Raw genomic sequence first — 14,628 nt, 5'->3', positions numbered from 1 at the left:
CAATAAGCCGAAGATCAGACAGAGTAAGGTATATATCCCATACAGCATCGCCACGTATACAACAGCCAAGCTCAATCAAGATAATATGTTCAGAATACTTATACCTGTAGACTTCACAGAAAGCACCACCAACGCCTGCCGTTATGCATTGCACTTAGCCGCTGCCATGCAAAAGACAGAGATACTCCTGCTGCACTGCTTCAGCGACTACCTGTTACAGCCAGAGCTCGACGACCCGTTCTCTGATACTGGCCGCAGCCCGCTTAGCCCCGGCTCAGAAAAAGTGACCGACCGTGTAATGCACCGCAACCACATGGAAGAGCACGAAAGACTAGAGAGCCTGTACAACGAAATGCAGGTTACAGCCAAAGCTAAAGGGGAGCACATACTTTTGAAACATGCCTTTATTAATGGCATGCCGGAAGATATCATTCCTGAAGAAATTAACCGCTTTAAGCCCGACTTGCTGCTGATGGGCACCAAAGGCGAGGATAATGTAGCCCGTTCCCTCTTCGGCACCGTTACCACCAAAATGGTAGAGGACGCCCGAGTGCCTCTGCTAACTGTGCCAGAGCCCTACACTCAACACAGCCTGCGCCGCATCCTGTATGCCACCGACTTTGACAAAACCGATGCGCAGGCTCTGGCAACGCTGCTGCAATTGTTTGAGCCTTTCAACCCGGAAGTGCTCTGTGCCCACATCGGAACCGAAGGCTCTGAAACGGAAGACAGCCATAAAATGGAGCAGCTACAGGCTCGACTGTACACTGCCCTTCCTAACCATAACCTTCAGTTCGTAATACTACCAAGCAGTGACGATGTAGCCGACACCCTGCAGGAGTTTGTGGAGCGAGAGCAGTTAGAGCTGATAGCTATAAATAACCATCAGCGCACCTTGTTCAGCAGCATATTTAAACCGAGCCTCAGCAAAAAGCTAGTACTGGAGGCTCACGTTCCGATGCTGATCTTCCACAGTCCGGAAAAGGTTTAGGCTATACTTTCGGTAGGCTGATGCATTTGCGCTAACAGCGCCTCATAGTATCGTTCTATAGCGCCCTCGCTGGTAGCCATAAACAAGAAAGGCTCTATCAACTCCAGCTCCATTAGCACCAGCTCGCCGTTCAACTCAACGCCGTCTACTCGTGCATAAAGGCAGCCAGGGGCATACTTGTCCACCAGGTTATGAGCCGCCTCCAATAACTGAGCCGGTGGCTCTGGGGTATGTACTGTTCCGCCAAAGAAGTGCTGTACCCTGAAGTCACCGGCCTTGGCAGCTTTGAGCACTGTGTGGCTATACTCTCCGTTGAAGAACAGGAAAGACCACTCCCCTTTGGTTTGGATTTCGGGTATGAAAGGCTGTGCCAGGAAGTTCTCCTGCTGCAACAGCTCATTTATACTTTCTGCTTTAGCTTCCGCCTCTGCTTGCGTAAGCGCAAAAGTATTTTTAGCGCCACCGCTGATAGCTGGCTTTACAATAACCTTCTCAGACTGCAACTGGGCAAACACCTCCGCCACGTTTAGCTGCGAACCCTGCTCCAGCCATACCGACGGCACCACTTTTACACCCTGCTCCTGCAGCTCTACCAGGTAGCGCTTATCGCTGTTCCAGCGCACAATGTTGATTGGGTTCAGCACACGCACCTGTAACTTCTCCAACTTATCCAGCCAGGCATAAAAGGTGTCGATCTTATCGAAGTAGTCCCAAGGCGACTTGAGTACTACCAGCTCATACTTAGCCCAATCAACAGCTGGGTCATCCCAAATTTCCAGTGTTACCTGAAGCCCTTTTTGGGTTAAAAAGTCATATAAACGGCTATTTTCTTCTTCTGATGTAGTGCTGTATTTACCAGCATCCTGATAAGTGATCAGCGCTATTTGCTGTGTATTCATTTTTTACCATCTTTGCCGCCAAATTATACTTTATCCTGGGCCTAAGCAAAAGTTATAGCCATTTAAGCTATAACTTTTGAGCGGTAGATTCTCGTATGTAAGTATAGTTTTAGCCCACCACCCTTACTTATATACGTCGTTCACTATGTTTCTCCGCCTAACCAATAGCATGTGCTACAGGTGTAGTCTTAAGGCTCGCCTACTCGTGCTGTTGTTGCTTATACACACCATTGCCACTGCCTGCACCACCGACAACCCCATAGAAGAAGAGGCGGAGATGCCTGCCAAGCGCCATAGTGCTCCCGAACCAGATACTACTGCAGTACGCCCAGACCGCTCTGTTAACACACTCGACTTACTGGGTAATCCGTTTGTAGCCAATCGCCAGCAAAGCAACGATCTTACGACTTACTTTGACCGCATCGACTCAGATTTCACCGTTGATGCTGATGCCATCGAAAACCGCCACAAGACAAGCGTAACCGATACCATCTACACCATCCGCTTTGGAAACTCCTTTATGGAATTCTACGCCCCAACCCAAACTGGTGACCTGCTGCTGCAGATGGCTGATATTCGCAGTGCGGATATTAAACTGCGCAACAACCTTCGCGTTGGCATGACACAAGCAGAACTGATCAAGAGCCTCAAAAGCCAGGGTGAGGGCATGAAGATCACCCAGACAACAAACGAGATAGTAGCTTCCACTAGAGAAGGTGCACCTGTTATGCTGCACTTTTACCTGCAGGAAGGCAAAGTAAGCAGGATTCTGTATGATGGATATGTAGATTAGCTACACTACCTAACACTTATACTCTCCTTGTCTCTCCCTTCAAATTACTACCTTTGCCCTGAACCAAAACAAAGCATAGCATGCGGATTGTGATTCAGCGGGTAAGCCAAGCAGCTGTAGAAATTGAAGGTAACGTTAAAGGCCAGGTTGGTCTGGGCCTTTTGCTGCTTGCCGGATTTGCTGCTGACGACACTGAAGAAGACCTTAAATGGCTTGCCGGAAAGGTAGCAGGCTTACGAATCTTCTCTGATGCCGAAGGTAAAATGAACCTCAGCGTTAAAGATGTAGATGGTGATGTGCTGGTTATTAGCCAGTTTACCCTTTACGCTAGCACTAAAAAGGGCAATAGGCCTTCTTATATTAACGCAGCTCCGCCAGCTGTATCTGTCCCTCTGTATGAACGTTTTGTGGAGCTAATGGAGGACGCATTAGGCAAGCCTGTACAAACAGGGGAATTTGGAGCCGACATGAAAGTTTCGCTGCTGAATGATGGGCCTGTCACCATTGTTATGGACACCAAAAACAAAGAATAACACCAGATTTATTTTTATCCACTGTTGATTTAAACATAGGTAAATATCCATACATTTAGGTAAACGAACGCCCTGTTATACAATCATTTACCTATATTTATAGCTAAACAAATCTGCAGCATTTCGGTGGCTGTACTTGCCACCTTGTGTATCGTTTTAGGGGCGGGCGCTGGCCTATCTGCAATGGCTCAAACCGACAGTACCCAAACGCAAGGGCAGGCTCCCCAACGTTGGCTGGTAGAAACAAAAGACGGGAACACCATACAAGGTGTGTACCTGGGGCAGAGCGAGGGAAATATCCGTCTGTTAACTCAAAGTACAGGCTAGATTACAATTCCCTTGAGTGCCACTAAAAGTTACAGAATTCTGGATGAGCGTAGCTTTATAAATGGGGAATATTGGTTCGGGAACCCTAACGCTACCCGTTACCTCTTCTCCCCTTCTGCGTTCAGCCTACGCAAAGGCGAAGCTTATTACCAAAACACTTATTTGGTCTTAAACTCTTTCAGCTATGGTATTACCGACAGGTTTACAATTGGAGCTGGCTTCGAGCTGATTACTACCTTTACAGGAGACCCAGTATTTTTTGTTACCCCTAAGTATAGCTTTCCTATTAGCGACAAGTGGAATGCAGGCGCTGGTATACTTTACATCAACTCCACCTCTGCTGACGATTTTCCGGGGTTGGGCATCGGCTACGGCATTGTAACGTATGGTAACCGCGACAATAACGCTACGCTCGGCGTTGGCTTTGGAGCAGTTGATGGATATGTGTCGGCAGAACCCGTGGTGAACCTGAGCGGCAGGAAGCGTATCAGTCGTAAAACAGCGCTTGTTACTAAAAACTGGTTTGTGCCAGCAGGGAGTTATTATGGTATATACTCTTACGGAATCAGGTTTATGGGTGAGAAAATTACAGTAGACCTGGCCTTTCTAAATAACCCGGAAATTGCTCAGGAGATAGCTATTGGTGTGCCTTATGTAGATTTTGTGGTTAAATTTGGCAAATAACAAAAAGCTTTATGACTATAGCCGAAGCACAAGCCATTGTAGATAAGTGGATTCAGGAAAACGGAGTGCGCTACTTCAATGAGCTAACCAACATGGCCATACTTACCGAGGAGGTGGGTGAAGTGGCTCGCATCATTTCCAGACAGTACGGAGAACAATCGTTTAAGAAAAGCGACGAAGGAAAGCAATTAGGAGATGAGTTAGCCGATGTGCTATTCGTGCTGATCTGCCTGGCCAACCAAACAGGAGTTAACCTGACAGAAGCGCTACAGAAAAACCTGAAGAAAAAAACCAACCGCGACAGCCAGCGGCACAAGCAAAACGAGAAACTGAAGTAAGAAGGTTAGAGAGTTGGGGAGTTAGAAAGCCAAGATGTAGATGACATAACTCACCACTTACCTACTACTTGCTTCTGTCCCTATGAATAGTAGGGTATGAAAAGTATAAAAGAGAGGGGCTGGCAATACTTAAATGCCAGCCCCTCTCTTTTATACTTAGGAGTTTGATGACTCCTAAACTTTCTAACTCTTTAACTTCTCAGCTCTCTACCTCTTTAAACCTAAGATCCAACAGTCTGTCATGGCGCCAAACAGGTAGTACATCATACACATCGTGGCGAAGACAAAACTCAATGTCTTTATGAATCTCCAGATGCTCGAGCCTGCGCACATGCGACGACTGGCGCAAAAAGCTAACTATATCTGTTTTTGCTGTCTGATATAAGTAGGAGGCGGCTAAGGTGCTATCACTTTCAGAGGAGAATGTATCCTGCAGGCGCTCTGCCAGAGCGCCTGCAAAGAGTGTATCTTCCAGGTTAAACTGCCCTTTCCAGCCAGCACACACTACCAAAACATCCAGCCCTAGTTCAGCCAGATGATCCGCTACAGCTTGCAGGTTTAGGAAAGCGCCTATCACTATTTCTTTCGCCTCTTCAGACATACGGATAGCCCGGGTACCGTTGGTGGTTGTAATAGCGATGTTGCGCCCTTTTACATTGCCCCCCATGTAGCCGAAAGGTGAGTTGCCCAAGTCAAAGCCTTCCGCTTTTATTCCGTTACGCTCAGCTGCTGTCAGGCAGCCTTGGCCGGCAAAAGCACGACACTCTTCCAGCTCCATCACCGGAAAAATATTAGCTGCTCCTTCAGCAAAAGCCGTTACCATTGTAGAGGTCGCTCTTAAAATATCCACAGCCACCACTGCTTTCCCCTTCAGGTCATACAAGTGCAGCAGCTCCGGACTGAAACATACATCTATATTTGGCATCTATGTTTAAACTTTGGATGAAAGAGCAAGGACAAAGGCACTACATAAGCCCTTTGTCCTTGCTCTTTCATTGTTAACTATTTTTTATAGAAAGGCAGCTTTACAACCTGCGCCTTTACATCTTTATTACGGATACGGATGAAAATCTCTGAACCGGCTTTGCTATAGTCTTTAGCAACGTAGCCCATACCTATACCCTTGCCCAGTGATGGTGACATTGTACCAGAAGTTACCTCTCCAATTTTCTCACCTTCTGCATTTACAATCTCATAGTGCGAGCGCGGGATAGCTTTTTCAAGCATCTCAAAAGCAACCAGCTTGCGGCTCACGCCCTGCTCTTTCTGTGCCTTCAGGTTCTCAGCATTAACAAAATCTTTATCGAACTTCGTGATCCAGCCCAACCCTGCTTCAATTGGTGAGGTAGTATCATCAATATCATTCCCATAAAGGCAGAAGCCCATTTCCAGGCGCAGCGTATCGCGGGCACCCAAACCTATTGGCTTGATACCATACTCTTTACCTGCTTCCATGATAGCGTCAAATACCTTTTTGGCATCTTCGTTCTTCACATAGATTTCGAAACCGCCTGCTCCTGTGTAACCTGTAGCCGATACAATCACATCCTGCGCACCTGTAAACTCGCCTTTCTCAAACGTATAGTATACCAGGTTAGCCAGGTCAACTTTAGTCAGCGGCTGAAGTGCCTCGGCAGCCTTAGGACCTTGTACTGCAAACAAAGAGATTTCATCAGAGATGTTTTCCATCTCCACACCATCTGTATTATACTTGCTGATCCAGTTCCAGTCTTTTTCAATGTTAGAAGCATTCACCACCAGCATGTACTCCTCTTCACCGAGGCGGTATACCAGCAGGTCATCTACAATACCACCGTCCTCATTTGGCAAGCAAGAGTACTGTATTTTACCATCTGACAGCTTAGAGGCGTCGTTAGAGGTAACACGCTGAATCAGGTCCAAAGCCTTGGGGCCACGCAGCATAAACTCGCCCATATGCGACACGTCGAAAATGCCGACAGCCTCGCGTACCGTTTTGTGTTCTTCTATATCTGATGAGTAACGCACAGGCATGTTATAACCGGCAAAAGGCACCATTTTAGCGCCAAGGGCTTCATGCACATCGTTCAGAGCGATTTTTTTAAGTTCCATGTCAGTAGTAGCTGTTCTTAGATTTATAGCAAAATTAAGTAATTTTCGGGCTCATCCTAAATTTAATCCCCTGCCACCTACATGCCATTCTTCGGGCAAGTGGCAAATATGCTGTAACAAATATATTTTGCTGCCGTATGAGCGAAAACCAAAATAACAGCCAAAGGAATCTCGACATGCTCACCCCTATTGCACCCGTTCGCACCACAGCTGTGGCTCTGCGAAACTACAACATGCCCATACTTTCGCACCTGAAAAACGCACAAAAGAACTAGTTGTAGTATCGCCAGCCGTGGCAGCTGCAACAGCCCCGGCTATTGTTTAGCCTCAGCCCCTATACATGAAACTTTCTGTTAAACTGTTTGCCGGATTTGTACTGATTCTGGTGCTCTTTACTGCCGTAGCCATTGTGAACTTCCGCCTGTCAGAAGCCGTGGTGGAGAACACGCAGTGGGTATCGCGCTCTCAGATTGTGGTTCGTAACTCTGCAGCCCTGCAGCGTAACATCATTGACATGGAAACTGGCCTTCGTGGATACCTGCTAAACGGCAACGAGACCTTTCTGCAGCCCTATTGGTTGGCCCGCGACCAAATGCCTGCCTTGATGCAAGAGATGCGAGATTTTGTTACCAATTCGCCGGAGCAGGTAAAGAAGATAGATGAGATTGCTGCCCTGCAGACGCGCTTTGAGAAGGGTTTCGCAGAACCACTGATTCAAATGAAGCGCAATCAGGATACTCAGATATCCGAAAAGCAGTTTGATGCGCAGATAGAGCCTCTACTTTTAGGTGAAAAGGCTATCATCGACTCTGTTCGTGCTGCCTTCCGAGAGTTCAATGCCTATGAGTATAAAGTGCGGCAGGAACGCACGGAGCGCTTGAGTAGAAGTATAAATAACACCCGACAGCTCTCCACTATCCTTACTATTCTCTCCGTTATACTTGGCCTGAGCTGGGCGTATTATATTACCCGCCTCATCTCTAACCGAATTATGAAGATGGTAACGCTGGCGGAGCAAATATCCCAAGGTGATTATAAAACACAGATAGTAGACACAAGCAACGATGAACTGAGTAGACTTTCGTACTCCCTAAACCGTATGTCAGCAACTATTGATGAAACCTTTACTGAGCTGGACCTCAAAAACAAAGAGCTTGACCAGTTTGCCTACGTGGTGTCACATGACCTTAAGGCGCCATTACGCGGTATTGAGGTTGCCTCGCGATGGGTAGAGGAGGACATGGGCACACAGCTGCCGCCAAACGTGCAGGAGTACCTGATCATGATGCGCGTACGGGTACACCGTATGGAGAACCTGATTAACGGTATACTTGCCTTGGCACGCATTGGCCGTACCAGCCAAGCTGAAGAAAATGTGGATGTAAATGAGCTTTTGGTAGAAGTAGTAGATCTTATAGCACCGCCTAAAGGTTTTGTTGTAGATGTTCAGGAAGACCTACCCACATTACACACTGTCCGTATACAGCTGCAACAAGTGTTCAGCAACCTTATCAGCAATGCGATTAAGTATCATGATAAGGACAGGGGCTTAGTAACCGTTCGCTACCACGAAACGGATGAGTTTCATGTATTCTCAGTTTCAGATGACGGACCTGGTATTGACCCTGACTACCATGCACGCATCTTTGTTATTTTCCAGACCCTGCAGGAGCGTGACGCCATGGAAAGCACTGGTGTAGGCCTCAGCATTGTAAAGAAGATTGTAGAGCTGCAGGGAGGCACCATTTGGGTTAACTCTGAGCTTGGGAAAGGCTCTACATTCACATTCACCTGGCCAAAAGTATCAGGTGAAAATGAGATTTTTTTATAGCTTTGTTTAATTCGATCAGAAGCACTGAAGTATAATGAGTGAGAAAGAAGTAGTTAATATCCTGCTGGTGGAGGATGATTACCTGGATACAATGAATGTAGAGCGGGAGCTGAAGAAGATTGGTATCACCCACCCAATTCATGAGGCACGCAACGGCAGAGAAGCATTAAACATGCTGCGCGGTATTGATGCTGAAAAGATCTCTCCTGCCCCAAGTGTTATACTTCTGGACATTAACATGCCAAAGATGAACGGACTTGAGTTTCTGGCTGAGTTACGTCGCGATCCAGAGTTCAGTCATATTCCTGTTTTCATCATGACAACCTCTAACGAGGAGTCTGACCGTATGGCTGCACAGCGCCTTAACGTGTCCGGCTATATTGTTAAGCCTCTTTCTTTCGACAGCTTCGAACGCAGTGACTCCTCTCTTGATAGCTTTAGCCTATTCCTAGACCTTATCAAGCTTAAATAAGCTAGTTATACATCATAAAGGCCGTGCCCGTACTTCTGTTAAGTACGGGCACGGCCTTTATGATGTAGCTTAAATCATTAAGTAAGTTAGAGCAGCTCCAGTTGCTTTGGTAGTAAGGCAAAAGACCTACGATGATGCGCTGTGGCTCCATGGATGGCAATGCCTGCACGATGTACTTTTGTGGGGTAGCCAGCATTTTTGTCCCAGCCATAGTGAGGGTACTTTGCTGCTAAGCTGCACATGAGGTCATCCCGATAGGTTTTAGCCAGAATAGAAGCTGCCGCTATAGAGAGATATTTTCCATCTCCCTTCACAATGCAATTATAAGGCAACTTCTGGTAAGGGTTAAATCTATTTCCGTCCACCAGCAAGTATTCCGGCCGTTGCTGCAGTTTATCTAAAGCCCGATGCATAGCCAGGAAAGAGGCTTTCAGGATGTTGATCTTATCAATCTCTTCTGGCGAGGCCTCTCCTATAGCCCAGGCGACAGCGTCTCGCTTAATCTCCTCACGTAACTGTTCCCGTAGCTTCTTGGTCAGCTTTTTAGAATCGTTAAAGAGCGGGTGCTGGTAATCTGGCGGAAGTATAACAGCGGCAGCCACTACAGGGCCAGCCAAGCAGCCCCTGCCTACTTCGTCTACGCCCGCCTCCAGGGTAAAGCCACTGTGGTTTGGTAAAAGCATAAGTAATAATGTATCAGCGCAAGTATAAAAAGAAAAGCCCGCCAGTCAAACGACTGCGGGCCTTAATTATACAACTAAAATCTATTTACTACAGTGGATTCTGCACCATACCAGGGTTTCTGTTGGCGTTCAGCTCATCCTGCGGAATTACCCACTGCCAACGCTTATCACCTGCCGGCACCTCAAATAGGTTGTCTACTAGAGTTGCGTTGTGGTTAGTTTCTAATCTGTTAAGTGCACTGTTGGTACGCTTCAGGTCGAAGAAACGGAAGCCTTCACCCCACAACTCGATACGACGCTGTACCAGAACTTCGTTGATCAGGTCTTGGCCTGTAACGTCAACTGTATACTCCTCGTCACGAGCCTGTACTAACTCAGCCAGTACAGCAGCAGCATCACCATCTCTACCCAAACGAGCCAGAGCCTCAGCTTCTATCAGATACATTTCAGCTGCTCTCATGTAAGGCACGTCACCAATACTGCTGGCGTTGCCATCAGCCTGGAACTTCCTGTTCATGTAAGGCTTAGGCGAGAAGGTAGAAGGAATGGTATATCCATTTACATCGTAGCCAGTAGTCTTACCTTCAGCATCCTTCACAGCGGTTGGCTGTGGATCCCACAGCTGCTTACGCACGTCTGTATCAGCAATCTCAGCATAAAGCTTGTTGTTGATAGCTTTAGGATTAGTGCGAATGTTTGTTGAGCTGAAGTTAACAGACATATAAGCAAAGAAGGAATAGAAGTATGTCGTCTGGTCAGCAATCTGATCGCTGCCCCACATCCACTCTTTGTTCTCTACATTGCTGAAGCCAGCCAGGTAATCCTCCTGGCTCATAAGTGCATAAGCCTGTCTTGCCTCATTCGCATACTGAGCAGCAGTTGCCCAATCTCCCATCGTTAAAGCTACGCGAGCTTTCAGGCCTTTAGCTACATCAATATTGAAGTGCGACTTGGCATTACGGCCTTGCGGTAGTAATGAAATCGCCTCATCAAGGTCTGCGTTGATTTGCGTATATACTGCTTCAACAGAAGCACGCGGCTGACCTTCAGTAGTGTTAGTAGTCAGTACAGGAACACCTAACTGATTGTTTGTACCCTTAGAGGCATCATAACGCTCAGCAAAAAGCTGTACCAGTTGGTGGTGGGCCCAAGCTCTATAAGCCAAGGCTTGCCCTTTAATCTCTTTCTTGTCCGCATCAGGACCATCAACTTTGTCAATGTTGTTGATGATCATGTTAGCATTGGCGATAAGCTTATAGTAGAATCTATAGGCAAAACGAACTGTACCCGCATTGGCATTGCGGTGCGTTAACCATTTGTAAGTACTGTTAAACCAGCCATTACCAGCTGCAGTCATCACAACATCTTCGCCCAGCATCTCCATGTTGATCAATACTGAGCCATGGCCTGCCTGGTCTTGGTTATCATACTGTATGAACATCGCTCTGTGAATACCATTCAGCGCAGCCCAGGCATTTGCAGTAGTTGTAAATACAGATTGTTCAGAAACAGCGTCAGTTGGTTGTGTCTCCAGGTAATCCTTTTCGCAGGAGGAGAAAACCAGCATACATGCTGCAAGCGAACTATATAATACTTTTTTCATTTTCAAAAATTAAAGGGTAACGTTCAAACCAACTGTGTAAACACGGGCAGGTGAGTATGAGTTAGATGTAACACCTGTGTAAGACTGATTAACGTTCATGCCATCACGCTTAGAGAACAAGCCAAGGTTCTCACCTGAAGCAAACACACTAGCGTTTTTCAGGAATACCTTAGAAGTCAGGTTTGAAGGCAGCACGTAGTTCAGGTTCACTGATCTGATGTTCAGGTAAGAAGCATCGATCAACCAACGATCTGACGCAGCATTATACTGTGTAGCAGCTGTCAAGTCCATACGAGGAACATCTGTTACATCACCTTCCTGCTGCCAACGGTTCAAGATATCCTTGTGCAGTGCACCACCCTGCGTACCAGCATTCATCAGAGATGCATAGTTAGCGTCGTATACTTTACCACCTACCTGGTAAGTCAGCAATACTGAAAGCGACAGGTTTTTGTAAGTGAAGGTGTTAGTTACACCACCAGCGAAATCAGGAATAGCTGAACCAGCATAGTGATATTTAGCATTGTTAGCCAGTGTTGTTACTTTTTGACCATCCAACTCATACACGTCTGCTGCTTCAACGTTATCGGCGATGAAAACACCATTACCAGAAGTAGGGTCTACACCGTACCAGTCACGCAGCCAGTAGTCATAAATAGAACGACCTGCCATCAGCTTCTTAGTTCCAGAGATGATTTCATCCTGGCCTTCTGGTAGCTTCTTCACTTCGTTTTTATACGAAGAAAGGTTCAGGCTCACATTCCAGGTAAAGTCTTTGGCTCTAACAGCATCAGCAGAAAGCTGCACTTCCACACCTTTGTTAGCCATAGTACCAACGTTCTCCCATCTGGTAAGTACACCGCTTGAAAGTGGCAGTGGCACCTGGAACAACAGGTTCTCAGACTCTCTGTTGAAGTATTCTATGCCACCATTCAGTCTTCCAAAAATATCGAACTCGATACCAAGGTCTAAGCTGTTGTTAGACTCCCATACCAGGTCCTGGCTTGCAAGGCTTTCCTGAAGGAATCCTGGCTCAGCAGCGTTGTTATAGCCTAAGCCATAAAGTGCTTGCCAGCCATAGTAGTTGTTAGCACCACCTGAAGTCAATAGAGCGTCGTTACCAACTTGTCCGTAAGAACCTCTCAACTTCAGCATATCAACCCACTCAGGCATAGTGATGAAAGTTTCTCTGTCAAGGCGCCAAGAAGCACCCACTGACCAAAAGTTACCCCAACGTACATCCTGATAGAATCTTGAAGAACCATCGCGACGGAAAGAGCCAGACAGGGTATACTTGTCGTCAAAAGTATAGTTTAAGCGAGAGAAGTAACCTTCTGTTTTGTAAACATCAGTGCGTGAGTTAAGGCTGTTGGTAGTAGTAAAGTTGCCAAGCTCTGTGTTACCTTCTACAATTAAGCCCTGGCGCATACCATACAGGTACTTATACTCATAGTTGTAATTCTCATGACCTAACAACACCTCTACAAAATGTCTGTCGTTGAAGGTTTTAGCATAGTTCAACAACTGGTTGACGTTGTAGCTTGTAGTTGTAGAGCTTGTACGATTTGCTCTACCTGCTGGAGCACCATCACCTACCTGGTTGTTGTCATACTCTGCGGCAAGATAGTTAGAGATGTCTACGCTTAGGTTTGTAGTGAATTTAAAGTCTTTCAGGAAAGTAATTTCACCGTAGGTTCTACCGCTAAGTACGTTTCTGTTGTACAGATTGTCGTTCCATTTAGTCTCAGCTACGATATGGCGACCCACACTTGCATTGCTACCACGGCTTGGCAGGCCATATTCAGACATATTGCCATAGTCATATATTCTATTGCCGTTCTGGTCCAGGATGTAAGCACCTGTTACAGGGTCATGAGCATATACTGGGTAGATTGGTCCCATGCTACGTGCAAAGTTGAACGGGTTAACATAGCTGCTGCTGCTGCCTGTATTTGCCTGATTTGACTCTGTGATAGTACCAGAAAGGTTCAAACCAGTCTTAAACCAGCTTGTAGCCTGTGTATTAATATTTACACGGCCTGTAAAACGCTCGTAGTCTGACTTAATGATGTAGCCCTTCTCGTTCAGGTAACCAACTGACACAAAGTAGTCGCTCTTCTCGTTACCACCGCTAAAGTTTAAGCCATAATCGCTACGAGATCCGTTGCGCTCCATAGGTTCAAACCAGTCCAGGTCATCACCATAAAGTAGCTGTGCGTTAGGGTTGATTTTACCATCTGTGCCAACAATTGCATCATCAGCTACATTGAAAGGGTTGTAACCTAGAATACCTTTCACATCGTTGGTTGCCGCCTGGTTTGCTTGCTCCAATGTATGCTTACCAGCAGCCACAAGTGAGTTTCTGCGGGCTTCCCAGATCAGAGGGTAGTATTCGTAAGCATTTACACGGTCATACTCTTTGATACCTCTGTTGGTAACACCTTGAGAGATTTTTACATTGATCTGGTTGCGTCCACTCTTTCCTTTTTTGGTTGTAACCATTACTACACCATTAGCAGCACGAGAACCATACAACGCTGAAGAAGAGGCATCTTTAAGGATAGAGATACTTTCAATATCATCTACGTTCAGGTTTGCAATGCTACCAGAGTAAGGTACACCGTCTACCACATAAAGAGGGTCATTAGAAGAGTTGATAGAGCCGATACCACGGATACGAATATCCGGGCCTGCGCCTGGCTGACCGCTACCTGAGTTAGTTTGCACACCGGCAGCCTGACCAGCAATAGCGTTTGTGATGTTAGTTACAGGACGCTGTGCAATTTTCTCACTCGAAATTTGCGCTGCAGAACCTGTAAAGGAGCCCTTGTCTGCTGTACCATAGGCTACCACAACAACCTCTTCAAGCTGTTTGTCGTCCACGCCTAAGGCAACATTTATATTGGACGAATTCCCGATCTCACGCTCTACAGTTTTGTAACCTATAAATCGGAAAATCAGGGTGCTACCATTAGCAGGAACACTAATAGTATAACTTCCGTCAAGCCCTGTAGTGGTACCCACTGTGCTTCCTTTCACAATAACTGCCACACCAGGCAGCCCTTGTGATGTGCCTTGGTCCGTAACCGTACCCGACACAGTTTTACTCTGTGCATACACTTGCTGGGCAAGCATCAACACGAAAGCAAAACTCATGAGTAATAATCTCCTCATAAAAGTTGGATGAATAAAATAGTTAGATAATAGATTGTATTGGTAAAAATTGGATTTCACTAATAGACAAAGCTCCGCCATCTCATATTTCTATGAGTTTTTGATTTAGAGCTTTATAAGCTTAGATAGTCTAAATCAGAGCTACCTGTATGCCCTGTTATCAAGTTTAAGTTTGATTTCAAGTCTTCCTGCTCAGGAACCTCAGAAGT

General features: G+C 46.3%; 15 protein-coding genes. 9 read left to right on the top strand and 6 right to left on the bottom strand.

Annotation, left to right across the window (positions count from 1 at the left end; translation table 11 throughout):
- Nucleotides 1-85: 85 nt before the first annotated feature.
- Nucleotides 86-991: a universal stress protein gene (locus tag PKOR_RS10125; protein ID WP_046310520.1), complete on the top strand. Its 906-nt coding sequence runs from the start codon at nt 86-88 to the stop codon at nt 989-991.
- Here the strand turns inward: PKOR_RS10125 and PKOR_RS10120 are convergent.
- A complete protein-coding gene (locus tag PKOR_RS10120) occupies nt 988-1,890 on the bottom strand; it encodes an ATP-grasp domain-containing protein (protein WP_046310519.1) in 903 nt (300 codons plus the stop codon). The two genes, PKOR_RS10125 and PKOR_RS10120, sit on opposite strands and share 4 nt — an antisense overlap.
- 169 nt (nt 1,891-2,059) lie before the next feature.
- Between PKOR_RS10120 and PKOR_RS10115 the strand changes: the two genes are divergently transcribed.
- From PKOR_RS10115 to PKOR_RS10095, 5 genes are all read left to right on the top strand, one after another.
- The gene (locus tag PKOR_RS10115; RefSeq protein WP_235337451.1) at nt 2,060-2,683 is read left to right on the top strand and encodes a hypothetical protein; all 624 of its coding nucleotides are present in this window, start codon (nt 2,060-2,062) and stop codon (nt 2,681-2,683) included.
- 80 nt (nt 2,684-2,763) lie between these two features.
- Entirely contained in the window at nt 2,764-3,216 is a 453-nt protein-coding gene (gene dtd / locus PKOR_RS10110) for a D-aminoacyl-tRNA deacylase (RefSeq protein ID WP_046310515.1), read from the top strand.
- 183 nt (nt 3,217-3,399) lie between these two features.
- Complete coding sequence (locus tag PKOR_RS25030) at nt 3,400-3,543, top strand: hypothetical protein (protein WP_158453755.1); 144 nt, start codon at nt 3,400-3,402, stop codon at nt 3,541-3,543.
- 12 nt (nt 3,544-3,555) lie between these two features.
- A complete protein-coding gene (locus PKOR_RS10100) occupies nt 3,556-4,227 on the top strand; it encodes a hypothetical protein (RefSeq protein ID WP_046310511.1) in 672 nt (223 codons plus the stop codon).
- Between the two features lie 11 nt (nt 4,228-4,238).
- Nucleotides 4,239-4,565, top strand: a complete 327-nt coding sequence (locus PKOR_RS10095) for a nucleotide pyrophosphohydrolase (protein WP_046310509.1) — start codon at nt 4,239-4,241, stop codon at nt 4,563-4,565.
- Nucleotides 4,566-4,764: 199 nt separating this feature from the next.
- Here PKOR_RS10095 and PKOR_RS10090 read toward each other — a convergent pair whose 3' ends face one another.
- A complete protein-coding gene (locus PKOR_RS10090; protein WP_046310507.1) occupies nt 4,765-5,490 on the bottom strand; it encodes a 2-phosphosulfolactate phosphatase in 726 nt (241 codons plus the stop codon).
- A 77-nt stretch (nt 5,491-5,567) separates the two neighbouring features.
- Nucleotides 5,568-6,656, bottom strand: coding sequence for a glycine cleavage system aminomethyltransferase GcvT (gene gcvT, locus PKOR_RS10085; RefSeq protein WP_046310506.1), 1,089 nt, complete (start codon nt 6,654-6,656; stop codon nt 5,568-5,570).
- A 137-nt stretch (nt 6,657-6,793) separates the two neighbouring features.
- Between gcvT and PKOR_RS25025 the strand changes: the two genes are divergently transcribed.
- From PKOR_RS25025 to PKOR_RS10075, 3 genes are all read left to right on the top strand, one after another.
- On the top strand, nt 6,794-6,931 hold the full coding sequence (locus PKOR_RS25025; protein WP_158453754.1) for a hypothetical protein: 138 nt from the start codon (nt 6,794-6,796) through the stop codon (nt 6,929-6,931).
- A gap of 65 nt (nt 6,932-6,996) precedes the next feature.
- A complete protein-coding gene (locus PKOR_RS10080) occupies nt 6,997-8,487 on the top strand; it encodes a sensor histidine kinase (RefSeq protein WP_046310504.1) in 1,491 nt (496 codons plus the stop codon).
- A 34-nt stretch (nt 8,488-8,521) separates the two neighbouring features.
- The gene (locus PKOR_RS10075) at nt 8,522-8,959 is read left to right on the top strand and encodes a response regulator (protein ID WP_046310502.1); all 438 of its coding nucleotides are present in this window, start codon (nt 8,522-8,524) and stop codon (nt 8,957-8,959) included.
- A gap of 86 nt (nt 8,960-9,045) precedes the next feature.
- On the opposite strand, the gene PKOR_RS10070 is transcribed toward PKOR_RS10075, so the two are convergent.
- The 3 genes from PKOR_RS10070 to PKOR_RS10060 all read right to left on the bottom strand — a co-directional run bounded on the left by PKOR_RS10070 (nt 9,046) and on the right by PKOR_RS10060 (nt 14,419).
- Nucleotides 9,046-9,642, bottom strand: coding sequence for a ribonuclease HII (locus PKOR_RS10070; protein WP_046310501.1), 597 nt, complete (start codon nt 9,640-9,642; stop codon nt 9,046-9,048).
- Between the two features lie 88 nt (nt 9,643-9,730).
- On the bottom strand, nt 9,731-11,245 hold the full coding sequence (locus tag PKOR_RS10065; RefSeq protein WP_046310500.1) for a RagB/SusD family nutrient uptake outer membrane protein: 1,515 nt from the start codon (nt 11,243-11,245) through the stop codon (nt 9,731-9,733).
- A gap of 9 nt (nt 11,246-11,254) precedes the next feature.
- Nucleotides 11,255-14,419, bottom strand: coding sequence for a SusC/RagA family TonB-linked outer membrane protein (locus PKOR_RS10060; protein WP_046310498.1), 3,165 nt, complete (start codon nt 14,417-14,419; stop codon nt 11,255-11,257).
- Nucleotides 14,420-14,628: the final 209 nt, after the last annotated feature.

Source organism: Pontibacter korlensis (assembly GCF_000973725.1).
GTDB lineage: Bacteria > Bacteroidota > Bacteroidia > Cytophagales > Hymenobacteraceae > Pontibacter > Pontibacter korlensis.
Note: the sequence above shows the minus strand (reverse complement) of the source record. Positions and strands in the feature narration are given on the sequence as shown.